This window comes from Leifsonia soli (assembly GCF_013408745.1).
In the GTDB taxonomy this organism is placed as follows: Bacteria; Actinomycetota; Actinomycetes; order Actinomycetales; family Microbacteriaceae; genus Leifsonia; species Leifsonia soli.
The window spans coordinates 944,817-963,926 of sequence record NZ_JACCBJ010000001.1; the positions used below are offsets into that span (position 1 = coordinate 944,817).

18 protein-coding genes are annotated in these 19,110 nt (G+C 69.8%); 10 read left to right on the forward strand and 8 right to left on the reverse strand.

All coding sequences use genetic code 11. The features are described from left to right. Positions 1–101: 101 nt before the first annotated feature. Positions 102–1,217 (reverse strand): alanine dehydrogenase, encoded by a 1,116-nt coding sequence (gene ald, locus BJ963_RS04595; RefSeq protein WP_179454925.1) that lies wholly within the window; start codon positions 1,215–1,217, stop codon positions 102–104. 386 nt (positions 1,218–1,603) lie between these two features. Between ald and BJ963_RS04600 the strand changes: the two genes are divergently transcribed. The 4 genes from BJ963_RS04600 to BJ963_RS04615 are packed head-to-tail and all read left to right on the forward strand — an operon-like array spanning position 1,604 to position 5,786. Beyond that, a complete protein-coding gene (locus tag BJ963_RS04600; protein WP_179454926.1) occupies positions 1,604–2,818 on the forward strand; it encodes an extracellular solute-binding protein in 1,215 nt (404 codons plus the stop codon). After that, positions 2,818–4,017 carry an ABC transporter ATP-binding protein gene (locus BJ963_RS04605; RefSeq protein WP_179454927.1) on the forward strand — a complete coding sequence of 400 codons (1,200 nt, stop codon included), beginning with the start codon at positions 2,818–2,820 and terminating at the stop codon, positions 4,015–4,017. The genes BJ963_RS04600 and BJ963_RS04605 overlap by 1 nt, the downstream gene beginning before the upstream one ends. Then, a complete protein-coding gene (locus BJ963_RS04610) occupies positions 4,018–4,938 on the forward strand; it encodes an ABC transporter permease (RefSeq protein WP_018190862.1) in 921 nt (306 codons plus the stop codon). Continuing rightward, a complete protein-coding gene (locus BJ963_RS04615) occupies positions 4,935–5,786 on the forward strand; it encodes an ABC transporter permease subunit (RefSeq protein WP_179454928.1) in 852 nt (283 codons plus the stop codon). Before BJ963_RS04610 ends, BJ963_RS04615 begins: the two co-directional genes overlap by 4 nt. An 85-nt stretch (positions 5,787–5,871) precedes the next feature. Here the strand turns inward: BJ963_RS04615 and BJ963_RS04620 are convergent, their stop codons facing one another. Beyond that, positions 5,872–6,897, reverse strand: coding sequence for an asparaginase (locus tag BJ963_RS04620; protein WP_179454929.1), 1,026 nt, complete (start codon positions 6,895–6,897; stop codon positions 5,872–5,874). Next, positions 6,894–8,255, reverse strand: coding sequence for a 4-aminobutyrate--2-oxoglutarate transaminase (gene gabT, locus BJ963_RS04625; protein ID WP_179454930.1), 1,362 nt, complete (start codon positions 8,253–8,255; stop codon positions 6,894–6,896). Before gabT ends, BJ963_RS04620 begins: the two co-directional genes overlap by 4 nt. Positions 8,256–8,292: 37 nt before the next feature. Between gabT and BJ963_RS04630 the strand changes: the two genes are divergently transcribed. After that, a complete protein-coding gene (locus BJ963_RS04630) occupies positions 8,293–8,766 on the forward strand; it encodes an OsmC family protein (RefSeq protein ID WP_179454931.1) in 474 nt (157 codons plus the stop codon). A gap of 97 nt (positions 8,767–8,863) precedes the next feature. Here BJ963_RS04630 and BJ963_RS04635 read toward each other — a convergent pair whose 3' ends face one another. Further along, positions 8,864–9,094, reverse strand: coding sequence for a hypothetical protein (locus BJ963_RS04635; protein ID WP_179454933.1), 231 nt, complete (start codon positions 9,092–9,094; stop codon positions 8,864–8,866). 67 nt (positions 9,095–9,161) lie between these two features. On the opposite strand from BJ963_RS04635, the gene BJ963_RS04640 reads away from it, so the two are divergent. Next, complete coding sequence (locus BJ963_RS04640; RefSeq protein ID WP_179454935.1) at positions 9,162–9,635, forward strand: CGNR zinc finger domain-containing protein; 474 nt, start codon at positions 9,162–9,164, stop codon at positions 9,633–9,635. Between the two features lie 7 nt (positions 9,636–9,642). Here BJ963_RS04640 and BJ963_RS04645 read toward each other — a convergent pair whose 3' ends face one another. The 3 genes from BJ963_RS04645 to BJ963_RS04655 form a co-directional block, all read right to left on the reverse strand. Beyond that, on the reverse strand, positions 9,643–10,401 hold the full coding sequence (locus tag BJ963_RS04645; RefSeq protein ID WP_179454937.1) for a 1-acyl-sn-glycerol-3-phosphate acyltransferase: 759 nt from the start codon (positions 10,399–10,401) through the stop codon (positions 9,643–9,645). Between the two features lie 70 nt (positions 10,402–10,471). Continuing rightward, positions 10,472–11,329 carry a hypothetical protein gene (locus BJ963_RS04650; protein ID WP_179454939.1) on the reverse strand — a complete coding sequence of 286 codons (858 nt, stop codon included), beginning with the start codon at positions 11,327–11,329 and terminating at the stop codon, positions 10,472–10,474. Between the two features lie 7 nt (positions 11,330–11,336). Beyond that, on the reverse strand, positions 11,337–12,317 hold the full coding sequence (locus tag BJ963_RS04655; protein WP_179454941.1) for an FKBP-type peptidyl-prolyl cis-trans isomerase: 981 nt from the start codon (positions 12,315–12,317) through the stop codon (positions 11,337–11,339). Between the two features lie 75 nt (positions 12,318–12,392). Between BJ963_RS04655 and BJ963_RS04660 the strand changes: the two genes are divergently transcribed. From BJ963_RS04660 to ispG, 4 genes are all read left to right on the forward strand, one after another. After that, on the forward strand, positions 12,393–13,739 hold the full coding sequence (locus BJ963_RS04660; RefSeq protein WP_179454943.1) for an aminotransferase class III-fold pyridoxal phosphate-dependent enzyme: 1,347 nt from the start codon (positions 12,393–12,395) through the stop codon (positions 13,737–13,739). Positions 13,740–13,946: 207 nt separating this feature from the next. Then, complete coding sequence (locus BJ963_RS04665) at positions 13,947–15,041, forward strand: 1-deoxy-D-xylulose-5-phosphate reductoisomerase (RefSeq protein ID WP_179454945.1); 1,095 nt, start codon at positions 13,947–13,949, stop codon at positions 15,039–15,041. Between the two features lie 65 nt (positions 15,042–15,106). After that, on the forward strand, positions 15,107–16,429 hold the full coding sequence (locus tag BJ963_RS04670; RefSeq protein WP_179458027.1) for a site-2 protease family protein: 1,323 nt from the start codon (positions 15,107–15,109) through the stop codon (positions 16,427–16,429). A 61-nt stretch (positions 16,430–16,490) separates the two neighbouring features. Further along, entirely contained in the window at positions 16,491–17,624 is a 1,134-nt protein-coding gene (gene ispG, locus BJ963_RS04675; protein ID WP_089911230.1) for a flavodoxin-dependent (E)-4-hydroxy-3-methylbut-2-enyl-diphosphate synthase, read from the forward strand. Here ispG and BJ963_RS04680 read toward each other — a convergent pair. Then, the gene (locus tag BJ963_RS04680) at positions 17,605–19,080 is read right to left on the reverse strand and encodes an RNB domain-containing ribonuclease (protein WP_179454947.1); all 1,476 of its coding nucleotides are present in this window, start codon (positions 19,078–19,080) and stop codon (positions 17,605–17,607) included. The two genes, ispG and BJ963_RS04680, sit on opposite strands and share 20 nt — an antisense overlap. Positions 19,081–19,110 lie beyond the last annotated feature (30 nt).

Genomic DNA, 19,110 nt, shown 5'->3' on the forward strand with positions numbered 1-19,110 from the left:
GTCCGCCCCGCCCCGCCCCTCTCCGTCCACCGTCGAGTACGCAAAAACTGCACGTCTCCCCATGGGAATCCGTGCAGTTTTTGCGTACTCGACGGCGGGGGTCAGGCGAGGGCGTCCGCGATCGAGCTCGCGTCGAGGTCGTGCGCGGAGGCGACGCCCTCGTTCGTGACCTTCCCGGCGTGGACGTTGAGGCCGAGCGCGAGGGACGCGTCCGCCCGCAGGGCCTCCTGCCAGCCGCGGTTCGCGATGGCGCGGGCGTAGGGGAGCGTCGCGTTGGTCAGCGCGTACGTGGAGGTGTGGGGGACCGCACCCGGCATGTTCGCAACGCAGTAGAACAGCGACTGGTGCACGGTGAAGGTGGGATCGGCGTGCGTGGTGGGGTGGGAGTCCTCGAAGCAGCCGCCCTGGTCGACGGCGATGTCCACGAGCACGCTGCCCGCCTTCATCCGCGACACCATCTCGTTGGTGACGAGCTTCGGCGCCTTCGCCCCGGGCACCAGCACGGAGCCGATCACGAGATCCGAGGCGACGACCGCCTTGTCGATCTCGAAGCTGTTCGAGGCGATGGTTTTGATCCGGCCGGCGTACAGGGCGTCGAGTTCGCGCAGGCGCTGGATGTTGGTGTCGAGCACCGTGACCTCCGCGCCGAGGCCGACGGCGACCGAGATGGCGTTCGTGCCGGCGACGCCGCCGCCCAGGACGGTCACGACGGCCGGGTGCGTGCCGGGGACACCGGGGACGAGGAGGCCGGGGCCGCCGTTCGGCTTGAGCATCGTGTTCGCGCCGACGATGGGTGCGAGCCGGCCGGCGACCTCGCTCATCGGGGCGAGCAGGGGGAGCGCGCGGGTCGGCAGCTGCACCGTCTCGTACGCGATGGCGGTCACGCCGCCGTCGATCAGCGCCCGGGTGAGCGCTTCGTCCGCCGCGAGGTGCAGGTAGGTGAAGAGCACGAGGCCCGGGCGGAAGTAGCCGTACTCGCTCTCGATCGGCTCCTTGACCTTGAGGATGAGGTCGCCGGCCGCCCAAGTGGCCGCGGCATCCGGGACGATGGTCGCGCCGGCTCCGGCGTACAGCTCATCCGGGATCGACGACCCGACGCCCGCGCCGGATTCGACGAAGACCTCGTGACCGGCGCCGACCAGGTCGTGCACACCGGCCGGCGTGATCGCCACCCGGAACTCGTTGTTCTTGATCTCGCGGGGGATCGCGACCTTCATGGGGCTCCTTCGACACTTCGACGTGGTGGTTCGCTCTCACCATAGCGGGGTTCACGGAGGATTTCGACTGAATTCTGGATGAAGGAGTGCTGATTTCGCGGACAGGAGCCGTCCTCGCAGACGGTTTCCGCAGCGGGCGCGCAGCGGCGGTGGTCGACGATGCCCGCTCGAGGCGGCAGACCGCCCCGTCTGCGGTTTCCCGGGCGATTCGACCGATCCGACACGGATTTCGTAAAGATTGTGTTTCCGAATGGATGATCCGGCCACTTTCTGATGCGGATCGCAACGGTTGTGTGCCAGGATCGGGTCCACCGCGACGGCACATCGGTGTGCCGCCGAAACGCCGTCGCCCGTGGTCCGAGTTCGATCCCCCAAGGAGCACTCCAGTGAAACCGAGCAACCTTCCGCAAGACCCGAAGATCCGCCAGCTCGTGCAATCGGCCCGTGCGTCGCAGCTCACGCGGCGCGGCCTCCTCGCCGGTGCGGGAGCCGGCGCGACGGCCCTCGCCCTCGCCGCCTGCTCCACGGGCGGAGGGAAGAGCAAGCCGACCCCGGCCAAGGACCAGTCGGCGACCGACAAGTCGCTCACCTGGGCGAACTGGCAGGCCTACCTCGACCAGGACGACGCGGGCAAATACCCGACGCTTGAGGCGTTCGAGAAGCAGAGCGGCCTCAAGGTCAAGTACGACGTGGCCGTCGACGACAACAACACCTACTACGCGAAGGTGAAGGACCAGCTCGCCCTCGGCAAGGACATCGGCGCCGACACCGTCTGTCTCACCGACTGGATGATCGCGCGGTGGATCCGCCTCGGCTACGTCCAGACGTTCGACGAGTCCGCGATCCCCAACAAGAAGAACCTGGTGTCGAACCTCCAGAATGTCGACTTCGACCCGGGACGCAAGAAGTCGCTCCCGTGGCAGAGCGGGTTCGCCGGCATCTGCTGGAACAAGGAGAAGCTCCCGGGCGGTCTGAAGTCGGTCGACGACCTCTGGAAGCCCGAGCTCAAGGGCAAGGTCGGCGTGCTCAGCGAGATGCGCGACACGATGGGCCTCATCCTCATGCAGCAGGGCGTCGACATCTCCAAGGACTTCAGCGACGCGGAGTTCGAGAAGGGCATCGAGAAGATCACCAAGGAGGTCAGCGACGGCCAGATCCGCAACATCAAGGGCAACTCGTACCTCAACGACCTCAAGTCGGGCGACACGCTCGCCGCGATCTGCTGGTCGGGCGACATCACCCAGCTGAACGCCGAGGCGGGCGACAACTGGGAGTTCGCCATCCCCGAGGCCGGCGGCACCCTGTGGAGCGACAACTTCGTCATCCCGATCGGCTCGTCGCAGAAGGCCAACGCCGAGAAGCTGATCGACTACTACTACCAGCCCGAGGTCGCCGCCGAGGTCGCCGCCTGGGTGAACTACATCACCCCGGTCGAGGGCGCAAAGGCGGAGGCCGCCAAGATCGACCCGAAGCTCGCGGAGAACCAGCTGATCTTCCCCGACGAGCAGACCCTGTCGAAGGTGAAGATCTTCCGGTCGCTGACCCCGGCCGAGGAGCAGAAGTACCAGGCGGCGTTCCAGAAAGTGATCCTGGGGGCCTGATGCCGAAGGGAGTGTTCGCCGAGTCCGGCGCCGACCTGCGCCTGGAGGGCATCAAGAAGAGGTTCCCCGGCTTCACCGCGATCGAGGAGCTCGACCTCACCATCCCGGCCGGTTCGTTCTTCGCTCTGCTCGGCCCGAGTGGATGCGGCAAGACGACGACCCTGCGCCTGGTCGCCGGCCTGGAGGAGCCGACCGAGGGGCGCATCCTCATCGGCGGTCAGGATGTGACGCGCACCAAGCCGTTCCAGCGGCCGGTGAACACCGTGTTCCAGAGCTACGCGCTGTTCCCGCACATGACCATCCTGGAGAACGTCGCGTTCGGGCTCCGGCGCCGTCGTATCGGCGACCCGGTGGCCAAGGCCCACGAGGCGCTCCGGCTGGTGGAGCTCGACCACCTGGCGGCCCGCCGCCCCGCACAGCTGTCCGGCGGTCAGCAGCAGCGGGTCGCGCTCGCCCGCGCCGTGGTGAACCGGCCGGCGCTGCTGCTGCTCGACGAACCGCTCGGCGCGCTCGACCTCAAGCTCCGCAGGCAGATGCAGCTGGAGCTGAAGTCCATCCAGACCGAGGTCGGCCTGACCTTCGTCCACGTCACGCACGACCAGGAGGAGGCCATGACGATGGCCGACACGGTCGCCGTGATGAACAAGGGCAGGATCGAGCAGATGGGGTCTCCCGAGATCCTCTACGAGCTGCCCGCGACGGTGTTCGTCGCCAACTTCCTCGGGCAGTCGAACCTGTTCGCCGGCCCCGTGCAGGAGTCGAGCGGCGAGACCATCGGCGTCGACGTCGGCGGGGAGCGCATCCAGGTGCCGACGTCGCGCGCCCAGCGCACCAGCGGCTACGTCACAGTCGGCGTGCGTCCCGAGAAGCTGACCCTGCACGAGACGCCGGAGACGATCCCGTCCGGCGCCAACCGCCTCGGCCCCGGCCGCGTCACCGACGTCTCGTTCAGCGGAGTGAGCACGCAGTACCTGGTGGAGGTGCCCGGCCTCGGGACGATCGTGGTGTTCGCGCAGAACACCACGAGCGGACCCGTCGCCTCGCTCGGCGCCGAGGTCTGGGTTGCGTGGGACGCCGGACACACCTTCGTGCTCGCCGACGAACCGCCTGCGGACGGCCGGTTCTCCGACGACGCCGACACCCAGGCGATCGCCGCGCAGGCGCGCGAGCGGATGCTGACGGAGCTGGAGGAGGCGTAGATGGCCCTCGCCGCGTTCACGGGGGCGCCGCCGACGCAGGATCAGGAGCCCGCGGTCCGCCGCAAGAGCGGCATCGCGCTCGTCCTGCTGCTCCCCGGTGTCCTCTACCTCGTCCTGTTTTTCCTCACGCCGCTCATCTCGCTGATCATCACGTCCTTCCAGGCGCCGGTGGTCGACGGCGACATCGGGCAGTACCAGACCGCGTTCCAGTGGTCCAACTACACCGACTCGCTCGCCGAGTACTGGCCGCAGGTGCTGCGCTCGTTCGTGTACGCGCTGATCGCCACGGCGGCGGCGCTGCTGATCAGCTACCCGCTCGCCTACTTCATCGGCGTGAAGATGCGCGGCCGTCCCGTCCTGCAGAACCTGCTGATGACCCTGGTGATCGCGCCGTTCTTCATCAGCTTCCTGCTGCGGACGCTCGCCTGGAAGGCCATTCTGAGCGACGACGGCTGGATCGCGAGCTCGCTCAAGGCGGTCTCCATCCTCCCGCCGGACGCGCACATCACCGGGACGCCGTTCTCGGTGATCTTCGGTCTGACGTACAACTTCATCCCGTTCATGTGCCTCCCGCTGTACTCGACGCTGGAACGGCTCGACATCCGGCTCCTCGAAGCCGGACAGGACCTGTACGCCAGCCCGTGGACGACGTTCCGCAAGGTCACGGTGCCGCTGTCGATGCCGGGCATCGTCTCGGGGACGCTGCTCACCTTCATCCCCGCGGCCGGCGACTACATCAACGCGTCGCAGGACTTCCTCGGCGCCGCGGACACGTCGATGATCGGAAACGTCATCGAGAGCAACTTCCTCGTGCTGCAGAACTATCCGACGGCGGCGGCGATGTCGGTCGTGCTGATGGCCGTCATCCTGGTGATCGTCGGCGTCTACGTGCGGCGGAGTGGAACGGAGGAGCTGCTGTGACCACGATGGCGACGCCCACCGACACCAGCACGCCGCCGACCGCGGCGAAGGGCCGGCGGCGGTACAAGGGGATCGGGCTCGGCGTCTACGCGTTCCTCGCCCTGGCGTTCCTGCTCATCCCGATCGTCTACACGTTCGTGTTCTCGTTCAACGACGCGATCAAGAACAACATCGCCTGGCGCGGGTTCACCCTCCGCAACTGGACGAACGTCTGCGACGCGGCCGGCATCTGCGACGCGTTCATGGCCAGCATCATCATCGGCATCATCTCGACCGTGGTCGCGACCGTGCTCGGCACGATGATCGCGATCGCGCTGATGCGCTACCGGTTCCGCTTCCGGTCGCAGACCAGCCTCCTGCTGTTCCTGCCCATGGCGAGCCCCGAGGTCGTGCTCGGCGCCGGCCTTGCCGCCCAGTTCCTGAGCCTCGGCGTCAACAAGGGCTTCATGACGATCATCATCGCCCACGTGATGTTCTGCATCAGCTTCGTCGTGGTGACGGTGAAGGCGCGCGTCGCGTCGCTCGACCCGGCGCTCGAGGAGGCCGGACGCGACCTGTACGGGTCGCCGAACGCCGTGTTCTGGCGCATCACCTTCCCGTTGCTGCTCCCGGGCATCGCGTCCGCGGCGCTGCTGTCGTTCTCGTTGAGCTTCGACGACTTCATCATCACGAACTTCAACGCGGGGGCGGTGACGACGTTCCCGATGTACATCTACATCGCGGCGTCCCGCGGCATCCCGGCGCAGGCGAACGTGATCGCGAGCGCGGTCTTCATCCTGACGATCCTCGTGGTGCTGATCTCGCAGCTCACGGCCGCCGCCCGAGCGAAGCGTCTCGCCCGCCAATAGCCCGCTCCCCACCGTCGAGTACGCAAAAACTGCACGCTTGTTCCCTCCAAAGCGTGCAGTTTTTGCGTACTCGACGGTGGGTGTCTCAGGCGTAGGAGGCGCGGATTGCGCCCACGGGCTCGCCGCGGCCGAGCACGGCGAGGTCGAGCTTCGGTGCGACCCGGTCGACGTCGTCGTGCGTGAGCGCGCCGGCGTCCGCCAGCAGTCGCAGCGCGACGATGGAGGCGGCACGCAGGCTGCCGTCGAGCACCTTCAGCGTCACGGTCGTCCCGTCGGGAGCGGCCATGACCATCACGCCCTCCGCTCCGCCCTTGGCGAAGACCCCGAGCTCGTCGATGACGACCGTGTTCGCGCGTCCCGGTCCGTCGATCGCCCAGCCGTCCGCGAGCACCGCGTTCTTGAGCAGCGCGGCGTTGCGGAACAGCGCGAACGGCGATCCCTCCGACGCGGTCGCGATGCGCTGGATGCCGCGGGCCAGGGCGATCAGCGACATCGCGTGCACCGGGGCACCGCATCCGTCGATCCCGGTCGCGACGACCTTCTCGCCCGTGAAGCGCTCGACCGTGTCGCGGATGTGCTGCTGGATGGGATGCTGCGGGTCGAGGTAGCTCTCGGTCGGCCAGCCGTTCACCCGGCAGGCGAGCAGCATCGCGGCGTGCTTGCCCGAGCAGTTCATGTACAGGGGATGCCTGTGCTCGCCCGCGCGGACCAGGTCGTCGCGCGCGGCGGCATCGAGCGGCCAGTCGGCCGGGCAGCGGAGTGCGTCCTCCGTCAGCTGCGCCTGCGCGAGCAGCTTGCGCACCACCGAGAGATGGGCCGGGGTGCCCGCGTGACTAGCGGTCGCGAGCACGGCGCTCGCACCCTCCAGCGGCACGCCGGCGCCCATCACGGCCACCGCTTGGAACGGCTTCATGCTCGACCGGGGGAACACCGGCTTGTCCGGCGCTCCGAGGGTGCGGACGACGTCGCCCTCCGGCCCGAGCACGACCGCCGAGCCGGCGTGGCGCGACTCGACGAATCCGCTGCGCTCGACGACCGCCAGCTCGACGGCCTCCGCCGTGCTGAACACCGCCGGCGACGCCGTTCCGGGAGTCTGCGGTTCGGCGCTCACAGTGCGGCGATGGCGTCGTCGATCACCGACACGGCGTCGGCGATGAGCTCGTCGGAGACGGCGAGGCTCGGGAGAAAGCGCAGCACGTTGCCCCAGGTGCCCGCGTTCAGGAAGAGGATGCCCTGCTGGGCCGCCGCCTGGATGATCGCATTGACGGCGTCGGGGTTGGGCTCCTTGGTCGTCTGCGCGGTGCCGGGCTTGACGAGCTCGACGGCGATCATCGCGCCGATGCCGCGGACGTCGCCGATGATGTCGTACTTCTGCTGCAGCTTCTCAAGCGCCGGCTTGAGGGCGTTCTCGATGCGCTTGCCCTCGGCGAGGAGGTCGTTGCGCTCGATGGTCTCGAAGACGGCGACGGCGGCCGCCGCGGCGACCGGGTTGCCGCCGAAGGTCCCGCCGAGACCGCCGGGCTGCGCGGAGTCCATGATCTCGGCGCGGCCGGTGACGGCGGCAAGCGGCAGGCCGCCGGCGATGCCCTTTGCGCTGAGGACGAGGTCGGGGACGACCCCGAAGTGCTCGCTGGCGTAGAACGCGCCGGTGCGCGCCATCCCGCTCTGGATCTCATCCGCGATGAAGACGACTCCGTTGGCCGTGCACCACTCCTGCAGGGCGGCGAGGTAGCCGTCGGCGGGGACGATGAAGCCGCCCTCGCCCTGGATCGGCTCGGCGACGAGGCAGGCGAGGTCGGAGGCTCCGACGACCTTCTCGAGGTACGCGATGGTGCGCGCTGCCGCCTCGGCGCCGCTCAGTCCGTCACGGTAGGGGTACGAGTTCGGCGCGTGGTAGACGTCGCCGGCGAACGGGCCGAAGCCGGTCGCGTACGGCATGGCCTTGTAGTTCATGGCCATGGTGAGGTTGGTGCGGCCGTGGTACGCGTGGTCCAGGACGGCGACGGCACGGCGGCCCGTGTGCTTGCGGGCGATCTTGACGCCGTTCTCGACGGCCTCCGCGCCGGAGTTGACCAGAACGGTCTTCTTCGCGTGGTCGCCGGGGGTGTGCTCGGCGAGGAGCTCGGCCACCCGCACGTACTCCTCGTACGGAGTGATCGTGAAGAGCGTGTGGATGACGTCCTGCAGCTGCCCAGCGGCGGCCTCCACGACGGCGGTCTCGGTGTGGCCGACGGTCGTGACCCCGATGCCCGCGCCGAAGTCGACGAACTGATTGCCGTCGACATCCACGAGGATGGCGCCGTTGGCGCGCGCGATGTACACCGGCAGGGCGGAGGAGACGCCGGTCGGCACGACGGCCAGGCGTCGCTGGTGCAGCTCCTGCGATTTGGGGCCGGGTACGGCCGTGACGATGCGGCGTTCTTGTGGAACGGAGTAGACGGGCGCGGGGGTGCTCACGGTGTCAGTCATGGTCATCCGAGTCTAGCCGCGGTGCGAGAATCGGAGCATGAAGCTCGAGCACGCGTACGCGATCGACCTGCAGTGGACCGGCAACCGCGGGACGGGCACCAGCGGCTACAAGGACTACGGGCGCGACCACGTGGTGAGCGCCGAGGGCAAGCTGCCCATCGAGGGTTCGGCCGACCGCGTGTTCTTCGGCGACCGCGACCGCTGGAATCCGGAGGAGCTGCTGCTCGCCGCGCTCGCCCAGTGCCACATGCTGAGCTACCTCGCGGAGGCGGCGGGCGCCGGGGTGGTGGTCGTCGGATACACCGACGCCGCGACCGGCACCATGGAGCAGACCGGCAACGGGGGCGGCCACTTCACCGAGGTGACCCTGCGCCCGCGCGTGACGATCGCCGATCCCTCGCAGGCGGAGCTCGCCGCATCCCTCCACGCTCCTGCCTCGGAGAAGTGCTTCATCGCCGCGAGCGTGAACTTCCCCGTGCACCACCGCCCCGAGACCCTCACTCTCGTCTGAGCCTCCCGCCCCACCGTCGAGTCCGCGAATTTTGCACGCGACACGCCGCGGGTGCGTGCAAAGATCGCGGACTCGACGGTGGGGGCGGGGACGAGGGTTAGGCGCAGCCGAGGCGCGGGGCGGGGGCGGGGGCGGGCACAGCGGGGGTGGCGGTCTGGGGCGGCTCTGCGGCCGCCCAGCGGCGGATCGCCGCGCGCCAGCGGTCGTCGCGCGTGAGCGGGGGCGGCTGCACGACGCCCGAGTCGCGCTGCGCCTGCAGCACAGCCTCCTCGCGCTGGCGCTCGGCGAGATCGGCGACGGAGATGGACCAGAAGAACAGCGGATGCATGATAACCACCTATCTGTGTTGACAGGTTACAGGCTACCGTAACCCGCTATTCGGTTACAATGGTTACATGCGTACGAATGCTCCCGAGCTCGGAGCCGAGCTGCTGGTCTCCTTCCTCAACACGCTCGACGTGGAGGACGACGTCGACCAGCTGGCCGACGACGCGGGTCACCGCCGCTGGGCGGCCGAGCACGGCCTGGAGCCGGGCGACCGGACGACCGCCCGGCACGCCCGGGATGCGCTCCGGGCCGTCGTGGACGGCGATGCCGCCGCCCTCCCGGCCCTCCGGCTCCCGGTCGTCGCCGCACCCGGCTCCGTCGACCTGAGCCCGCGGACCTCCGCGGACGCGGCCGTCGCGAGCGCCCTGGTCCTCAGCGTCCAGGGCAAGCTCGGCCGCGTGAAGCTCTGCGGGGGAGAGGACTGCCGCTGGGCGTTCTACGACGCCTCGCGGAACGGCTCGCGGCAGTGGTGCAGCATGGAGGTGTGCGGCAACCGGCAGAAGGCGCGCACCTACCGCTCGAAGGATCGCGACGGATCCTGACCCGACGCTAGAGGCGCTCGGGCCGCAGCGCGCGCTTGACCCGCTCGACGGTGTTCGCGGGAGGCGCCTCGTTGTACGCGTTGGCCAGCTCCTGCCCCGTGAGGTCGTGGATGGCCGCCATGATCGCATCCGTCGCCTGGCGCCGGGCGCGCCCCGACTCGGCCGGACCGAAGTGCGACAGGTCGATGGGCGTGCCGAACGTGACCGTGATGCGGTGCGGCTTCGGGAAGCGCGCCCCGACCGGCTGCATCTGGTCGGTGCCGATCAGCCCGACCGGGACGACGACGGCGCCGGTGGTCAGCGCCAGCCAGCCGATCCCGGTGCGGCCGCGATAGAGCCGGCCGTCGAGCGACCGGGTGCCCTCCGGGTACAGCGCGAACGCGGCACCCGTCTCGATGATCTTGCGGGACTGGTCCAGGGCCTCCTGGGCGGCGGCGCCGGCGCCGCGCTTCACGCCGACGGCGCCGATCGCGGTGAAGAAGGCGCGGGAGACCCGTCCCTTCAGACCGGTGCCCTCGAAGTAGCTGGACTTCGCGAGGAACTGCACCCGCCGAGGCGCCGTCATCGGGATCACGACCGAGTCGATGAACGACAGATGGTTGCTGGCGAGGATCACCGCTCCGTGCTTGGGGACGTTGCGCTTGCCGATCACCCGCGGCCGGTACACCAGCTTCAGGAAGGGTGCCATCAGGACGCGGCCGAGGAAGTACAGCGCGCCGGGCCTCTTCACCTCGGCGGCACCGTCGTCCGGATCGTCGATGCTCACCTCTCGAGGTTAAGTGCGGCCGCATGCCGGCGCAGGCATGTATCGGCCGTCCTCGCCGACCGCGTCCCGGTCACGGCATGATCGGGTTCTTCTCGGGGCAGCCGAAACCCGCGGTGTAGATCAGGCAGCCCTCGACGAACCCCGTGTACCGCACGGCCAGCGGGGTGCCGAACCACGAGGTGTAGATGCGCGAGAAGTTGAGGTTGCCATAGGCCGCGCACGCTCCGCCGTCGCCGCCGAACGAGGTCTTCAGCGTCTGCGCATTCGGCTGGTACGGCGTGTAGTTGTACAGGTTGGCCGTGGCCTGGTTGAGGATGCTGACGCTGCCGGCGCCGCACGTCGCGTCCGGGTGGTACTGGATGCGGTTTCCGCCCACCTTGTAACGCCAGTCGCCCGGATGCACGGTGTACTCGCGGAACTGCCAGGCGGCCCGGTAGACCTGGTTGAAGAATCCGAAGTAGCGCGCGTCGCAGTCGGCGGTGTCGGGGCAGCCGTACCCGGTGGCCTTCTGGTAGCCGGACGCGCTGGGCGCGGTGAGCAGGGACTGCTCCTTCTGCAGCAGCACGAGCAGCACCCGCGGGCTGATCGTGCACGCTTTCGCCACCCGCGCGATGATGCTGCTCGCCCGCTCGTTCGCGCGCGCCGGCATGGCCGTGCACCGGTCCTCCGAGGCCTTCTGCGCGGGCGCGTCCATCCGGAAGTCCGACAGGCAGGGCGAGTCGTCCTTCGGGCGGCAGGTGCGGTCTTCGAGGAACGTCTGGATCTGCCCGGCCGTCATCGCATCCGGGTTGTAGAAGCTGTCGTCGCTGATGATGTAGCCCGGATAGAACGGCGTCGGCGGCTCGGCGACCGCGACAGCGGGCACCAGCGCGAGCGCCACCGCGGCGGCGGAGGCCGCGGCGATCACACGCAGGCGGGGGAGCCGCATGGTCGTCCTAGCGGGTGGTCTTCAGGATGTCGACGACGAACACCATGGTGTCGGTCGCGGTGATCTCGCCGGATCCCTGCGCGCCGTACCCGTCGGCCGGCGGGACGATCGCGATGACCTGCGAGCCGACCTTCTGGCCTTCGAGCGCCTTCTTGAAGCCCGCGACGACGCCGGTCGTCTGGAAGGTGGCGGGTGCGCCGCGGCTCCAGCTGGAGTCGAACATCTTGCCGTTCTTCCACAGCACGCCCTTGTACTGCACGGTGACCGTGTCGCCCGGCTGCACCGTCTCACCGTCGCCCTGCTTGAGCACTGCGACCTTGGTCTCCGTCGGCGGGTCCGCCTTCGGGATGGTGATGTCCGGCTCGCCGGTCTTGGCGTTCAGCTTGACGGTCGGGAAGCCCTCGGTCGGTGCGACGGCTTTGCCGTTCGCGCGCGTCGGCGGCAGGTCGACGACGTCCGCCACGAACACGACGCTGTCCTTGTCGGTGAGGCTGAGCTTGGAGAGGTCGGTGTTGCCGAAGGCGGCCTTCGCCGGGGAGGTCAGGACGACCCGCGATCCGACATGGAGGCACTCGACCGCGCGAACGAGGCCGGGGACGTATGCCTTGTCGTCGACCTGGATCGTCGCGGGGGCGGTCCCGTCGAAGCCCTGCGCGGCGGTGAGCTCCTTGCCGGTGGTGCCGTTGTAGGCGGCGAGCGCGATGTCGACGCTCGACCCTCCCTTCGCCTCGGCGCCCTTGCCGGTGATCACGACGGTGCGTTCCATGTCGGTCGCCTTGAGCGGCGAGGGGATGGTCACGTTCGGCGTCGCGCGGAAGTCGCCCGTCACCTTCACAGACTTCGACGCGTCGCCGGACTTCAGGTTCTGGCAGGCGTTGGCGGCGGGCGTCGATGTCGGCGCCGGTGAACCGGAGCTGCACGCGGCGAGCCCGGAGACGAGCAGGGCCGCCGTCGCGGTGGCGGTCAGGGCCTTGAGAGAGGTACGCACGGTCGTCCATCCTGCCCTATCCGCCTCCGTCGAAGCTGACAGCCGGTCATGGGAGTGCTGGATGCGCCACCTACGATGGAGGACATGACCCGCGAATTCTCCGTGCCCCAGTCCCGTCATCTCGTCACCGAGCTGCCCGGCCCGCGCTCGGTCGAACTGCAGCAGCGCCGGGTCGCCGCGGTCAGCCGCGGCGCCGGAACGCTGGCGAACATCTACATGGAGTCCGGGTCCGGCGCGATCCTGGTGGACGTCGACGGCAACCGGCTCATCGACCTCGGGTGCGGGATCGGCGTGACCACGATCGGCCACGCGCATCCCGCCGTCGCCGCGGCCGCCGCAGAGCAGGCCGCCAAGCTGACCCACACGCTCTTCACGGTCACGCCCTACGAGAACTACGTCGCCGTCGCCGAGAAGCTGGCCGAGATCACGCCGGGCGACTTCGAGAAGCACAGCATCCTCGTCAACTCGGGTGCGGAGGCGGTCGAGAACGCCGTCAAGATCGCGCGCAAGTACACGGGCCGTCGCGCCATCGCGACGCTCGACCACGCCTTCCACGGCCGCACCAACCTGACCATGGCGATGACGTACCGACCCTGGCCGGAGCGCGCGGGCATGGGGCCGTTCCCCGGCGAGATCTACAGCCTCCCGATCAGCTACCCGTTCCGCGACCCCGAGGGGATGACGGGCGAGGAGGCCGCGGAGCGCACGATCGACTACATCCGCACCCACATCGGTGCGACGGAGCTGGCCGCCCTGTTCGTCGAGCCCATCCAGGGCGACGGCGGCATCATCATCCCGGCGCCCGGCTACTTCGCGCGCCTGGCCGAGTTCTGCGCCGAGAACGGCATCGTTTTCGTCGCCGACGAGATCCAGGCAGGGATCGGCCGCACCGGCACGTGGTACTCGATCGAGCACCACGGCGTCGTGCCGGACCTCGTGACCAGCGCGAAGGGCATCGCCGGCGGTTTCCCGCTGGCAGCGGTGACCGGCCGTGCCGAGATCATGGATGCCGTCCAGCCCGGCGGGATCGGCGGCACCTTCGGCGGCAACCCGGTGTCGACCGCTGCCGCCCTCGCGGTGTTCCAGGCGTTCGAGGACGAGGACCTCCTCGCCGAGGCGCGGCGTGTCGAGAAGGCCCTGTGGTCGCGGATCGGGGACTGGGCCGACCGCTTCCCGGTCGTCGGCGAGGTGCGCGGCAAGGGCGCCATGTTCGGCATCGAGCTGGTGGTGCCGGGGACGAAGAAGCCCAACCCGGAAGCCCTCGCCGCGGTGCTCGGCCACGCGACCCGCAACGGCGTCATCCCGCTCGACGCGGGCAGCTGGGACAGCGTGCTCCGCCTGCTCCCGTCGGTCGTGATCAGCGAGGAGCTCATCGACGACGCCGCGACGGTGCTCGAGGAGGCGCTCGGCCGGCTCGGCTGAGTCCGGCGGCGTCCGGCGGACGCTGCGGAACGGGGGAGGCGTATCCGTTCTCCCCGAGGCTGCAAAGGGAGGCGGATCGAGCCGACACGCCGGTCGCGGGCGGCGAATGGAGGAGCCTCGGGCCGTGCCCGTGGCGTGCGTCCTCCGTTCTCGCACGGAGGCGGCTGACCGGGACGCGCGCAGCCCGCCGGCCGCACCGTGCGTACGATGTCCCTCGTGCGCAGAGTCATCATCCTCGGGTCCACGGGCTCCATCGGAACGCAGGCGCTCGACGTCGTCGCGGCGAACCCGGACCGGTTCCGCGTCGTCGGGCTGAGCGCCGGGCGCAATGCGGACGAGCTGGCTGCGCAGGCGGAGCGCTTCGGCGTGGTCGACACCGCCCTGGGCGCCGACGACTCCGAGCTGCTGGTGCGCTCGGTGGAGGCGGATGTGGTCCTGAACGGCATCACCGGGTCCGTCGGACTGGGACCCACCCTGGCGGCGCTCGAGGTTGGCGCGACGCTGGCCCTGGCGAACAAGGAGTCGCTGATCGTCGGCGGGGGACTGGTCAAGCGCGCGGCCGCGCCCGGCCAGATCGTCCCGGTGGACTCCGAGCACTCCGCGATCGCGCAGGCGCTCCGCTCCGGCACCCGCGACGAAGTGCGGCGGCTCGTGCTCACGGCGTCCGGCGGCCCGTTCCGCGGTCGCTCGCGGGAGTCCTTGCGCGATGTGACCCCGCAGCAGGCGCTCGCGCATCCCACCTGGGACATGGGGCTCGTCGTGACGACCAACTCATCCACCCTCGTCAACAAGGGCCTGGAGGTGATCGAGGCGCACCTGCTGTTCGACGTGCCCTACGACCGGATCGACGTGACGGTGCACCCGCAGTCCGTCATCCACTCGATGGTCGAGTTCGTCGACGGGTCGACGATCGCGCAGGCGTCGCCGCCCGACATGCGGCTTCCGATCTCGCTCGGTCTCGGCTGGCCCGACCGTGTTCCCGACGTGGGAGCCCCGCTCGACTGGACCTCGGCGCACACCTGGACGTTCGAGCCGCTCGACGACGAGGCGTTCCCCGCCGTGTCGCTGGCGAAGCGGGTCGGGCTGCAGGGCGGGACCTATCCCGCCGTCTTCAACGCCGCCAACGAGCAGGCGGTCGCCGCGTTCCACGCCGGCGCGATCGGCTATCTCGACATCGTGGGCACCGTGGAGCGCGTCGTCGATGCGCACGTGCCGTCGGGGGAGCTCACCCGCGAGTCGCTGGTCGAGACGGAGCGCTGGGCGCGGACCAAGGCCGACGCGCTGATCGCCGCGCGGTCATAGCCGTCACCGAGGCGGCTCGCGGCCTGTTCCAAGGCGGCCGCCGCTAGCCTGAGGTCGTGGATTCCGTGCTCCTCTTCGTCCTGGGCGTCGTCATCATTCTGATCGGCGTCGCTCTGTCGATCGCGCTGCACGAGATCGGGCACCTGGTTCCGGCCAAGCTCTTCGGCGTCAAGGTGACGCAGTACATGATCGGATTCGGCAAGACGCTCTTCTCGTTCCGCCGCGGCGAGACGGAATACGGCGTGAAGGCCATCCCGCTCGGCGGCTACATCTCGATGATCGGGATGTTCCCTCCGGGGAAGGAGGGCGGCCGCGGGCGCAATGCCACCACCGGATTCATGCAGCAGATGGTTCAGGACGCCCGTGTCGCCAGCTCCGAGACGGTCGCCGTGGGCGAGGAGGAGCGCACCTTCTACCGGCTGCCGGTGTGGAAGCGCATCGTCATCATGTTCGGCGGCCCGTTCATGAACCTCCTCATCGGCGTGGTCTTGTTCGGTGTGCTCCTGATGGGCTTCGGCGCGCCGCAGAGCTCGACGACGGTCGCGACGGTGAGCCAGTGCGTGCTGCCGGCGTCGAGCACCGCCAAGACCTGCCCGGACGGCGCGCCGCAGGGTCCGGCGGCGGCTGCCGGTCTGAAGCCCGGCGACACGATCGTCAGCATCGACGGTCGGAAGATCAGCAGTTGGGACCAGTCCACGGCGATCATCCGCACGTCCGCCGGCCGCACCCTCACCGTCGTGCTCAGCCGCGACGGCGAGGAGCGCACGGTGCAGATCACACCGGTCGTGAACACGGTGGCCAAGACGGATGCGAATGGCGCCGTCGTGAAGGATGCGGCGGGCGGCATCGAGACGCTGAAGGTCGGGTTCGTCGGCATCGGACCCGTGGCGAAGCTCGTGCCGCAGCCGATCACGGCCGTGCTCCCGGCGGTCGGAGCCCAGACCGGCGCCGTGTTCAACGTCTTCCTCCACCTCCCGCAGCGCATGGTCGACGTCTGGAACGCCGCCTTCGGCTCTGCGGAGCGCGACCCGAACGGTCCCATCAGCGTCGTCGGCATCGGCCGTGCGGCGGGGGAGCTGACGGCGCTCGACGGCGTCCCGGTGGTCGACAAGGTCTACACGATGATCGGGATGCTGGCCTCCCTCAACATCGCCCTGTTCGTCTTCAACCTCGTGCCGCTGCTTCCGCTCGACGGCGGTCACATCGCGGGAGCCCTCTGGGAGGGTCTGCGGCGCACCGTCGCGAAGCTGTTCCGTCGCCGCGACCCCGGTCCGGTCGACATGGCCAAGCTCATGCCGCTCACCTTCGCGGTCGTCATCGTGCTCGGCGGGATGAGTGTGCTGCTGATGTACGCGGACATCGTCAAGCCCGTCAACCTCTTCGGCTGACGTCCAGCCGGCTCTCACCCTGCCGCGTAGGATTGAGCGCGTGGCAGCAATCAATCTGGGGATGCCCAAGGTCCCCGAAACCCTCGCACCCCGTCGCAAGTCCCGTCAGATCCGTGTCGGCAAAGTGCTGGTCGGCGGCGACGCCCCGATCAGCGTCCAGTCGATGACGACGACGCCGACGACCAACATCAACGCCACCCTGCAGCAGATCGCCGAGCTCACGGCGTCCGGCTGCGACATCGTCCGTGTCGCCGTCCCGAGCCGCGACGACGCCGAGGCACTGCCGATCATCGCCAAGAAGAGCCAGATCCCGGTCATCGCCGACATCCACTTCCAGCCGAACTACGTCTATGCGGCCATCGACGCCGGGTGCGCGGCCGTCCGCGTGAACCCCGGCAACATCCGCAAGTTCGACGACCAGGTGGGCGAGATCGCCCGCCGCGCGAAGGCCGCGGGCGTCTCGTTGCGCATCGGCGTCAACGCCGGCTCGCTCGACCGCCGCCTGCTCGAGAAGTACGGGAAGGCGACCCCGGAGGCTCTCGTCGAGTCGGCCGTCTGGGAGGCGAGTCTCTTCGAAGAGCACGACTTCCACGACTTCAAGATCTCGGTCAAGCACAACGACCCCATCGTGATGGTGAAGGCGTACCGGATGCTCGCCGAGCGCGGTGACTGGCCGCTCCACCTCGGCGTGACCGAGGCCGGCCCGGCGTTCCAGGGCACCATCAAGTCGGCGACCGCGTTCGGCATCCTGCTCGGCGAGGGCATCGGCGACACGATCCGCGTCTCGCTGTCCGCTCCTCCGGCCGAAGAGGTCAAGGTGGGCCTGCAGATCCTGCAGTCGCTGAACCTGCGCGAGCGCAAGCTCGAGATCGTCTCCTGCCCGAGCTGCGGCCGCGCCCAGGTCGACGTGTACTCGCTCGCCGACAGCGTCACCGAGGGTCTGCAGGGCATGAGCGTTCCGCTCCGCGTGGCGGTCATGGGCTGCGTCGTGAACGGCCCGGGCGAGGCCCGAGAGGCCGACCTCGGCGTCGCCAGCGGCAACGGCAAGGGCCAGATCTTCGTCAAGGGCGAGGTCATCAAGACCGTCCCCGAGTCGGAGATCGTCGCGACGCTCATCGAGGAGGCGAACCGCCTCGCCGAGGAGATGGAGGACCGCCCCTCGGGCGAGCCGACGGTCAGCGTCGGCGCGCACTGAGCGGCGGAGCCGCGGAGGACGGCGTCGCGTCCGCCGGCTCGAAGCCGACCTTCCCGGTGGGGATGTCGGCGGCCGTGACGCGCAGCCGCACGCGGTCACCCGGGGTCACGCCGTCCCAGCGGGGGACGGAAGCGGTGACGGCCGGGTCGTCGAGCTGAACGAGGACGGTTCCGTTGCGCACGGCGAGCACCGTCGCGTCGAGGACGGCGCCGATGCGCGAGCTGAGGAGCGCCGCCTCGACGCGGTCGACGGCCCCGGAGTCCAGCTGTGCGGCGAGCCGGTTCGACGCCCCCATGATCGACGGCAGCTCGCCGAGTGACGACCGCGCCCACTCCGGCACCGGCAGCCCGGCGCAGAGTGCCTCGCAGATGACGAGCCCCCAGCGGTCGACGAGCCGGCGGAGGGGAGCCGTGACGTGGGCGTATGGGGCGGCTATGGCGGACTGCTGCGGGTCGGCGGGCGGTTCGCCGTCGAGGACGACGTAGCCCGCCCCGCGGAACAGCGCCGTCGCGGCCTGCAGCACCGCGGCCGCGCGAGGCTCGGCACGATTGAGGGAATGGAGGTACTCGCCGTACGGCACCCCCTCCGCCCACGGCAGGCCGAGCGCGGCGGTCTGCGTCCGGAACGCGGCGAACGCGTCCGGCGATGGCGCGGGCATCGTGCGCAGGATGCCGACCCCGGCCTCAAGCATCAGGGAGCCCGCCGCCATGCCGGTGAGCAGCGAGAGCTGCGCGTTCCACTCCTCGACCGGCAGCGTGGCACGGCGCTGCAGCGTGTAGGCCCCGTCGCGGAAGACGATCTCCTCGTCCGGAGTGTTGAGACTCGCGCCTCCGCGCTCTCGTTCGCAGGCGATCCGGAGGGGGCCGACCTCGCTTAGCAGGGCGAGCTCCTGCGGCGCGGAACCGTCGTCGATCGCGGCCTGCGCCTCCTCGTAGCTCCACTGACGACGCGACCGGATGCGGGCGCGCGACACCTGCGCCGCTGTCGCGTGTCCGCGCCCGTCGAGCGCGATGTCCCAGACGAACGCGCCGCGCACGACGTCGGGGAGCAGCGACCCCGCGTCCTCGCCGATCGCCGCCGGGTGCAGCGGGACGCGGCCGTCCGGCGCGTACAGGGTCTGCCCGCGGTGCCGCGCCTCCGTGTCCACTGCGCCGTCCGGACGGACGAGGGAGGGGACGTCGGCGATCGCGTAGAGCACCCGGAAGCCGCCGGGGGTGCGTGCGAGATGCAGGGCCTGGTCGAGGTCGGTGGACCCGGCGGGATCGATGGTGAGGAACGGCACATCGGTCAGATCCGCGTCCGGCAGGGGATGCGCGGCGGCGGCGGAACGCGCCTCGGCTTCGACCGGCTCGGGGAAGGCGTCCGGCAGGCCGAGCTCGTGCCGGAACGCCGCGAGCGAGGCGGCGAGGGGAGCGGCGGAAGCGGAATCGACGACGCGGGTCCGGCGGTCGGGCATGCCGCCACCCTAGCCTCCGCGCCCGACGGG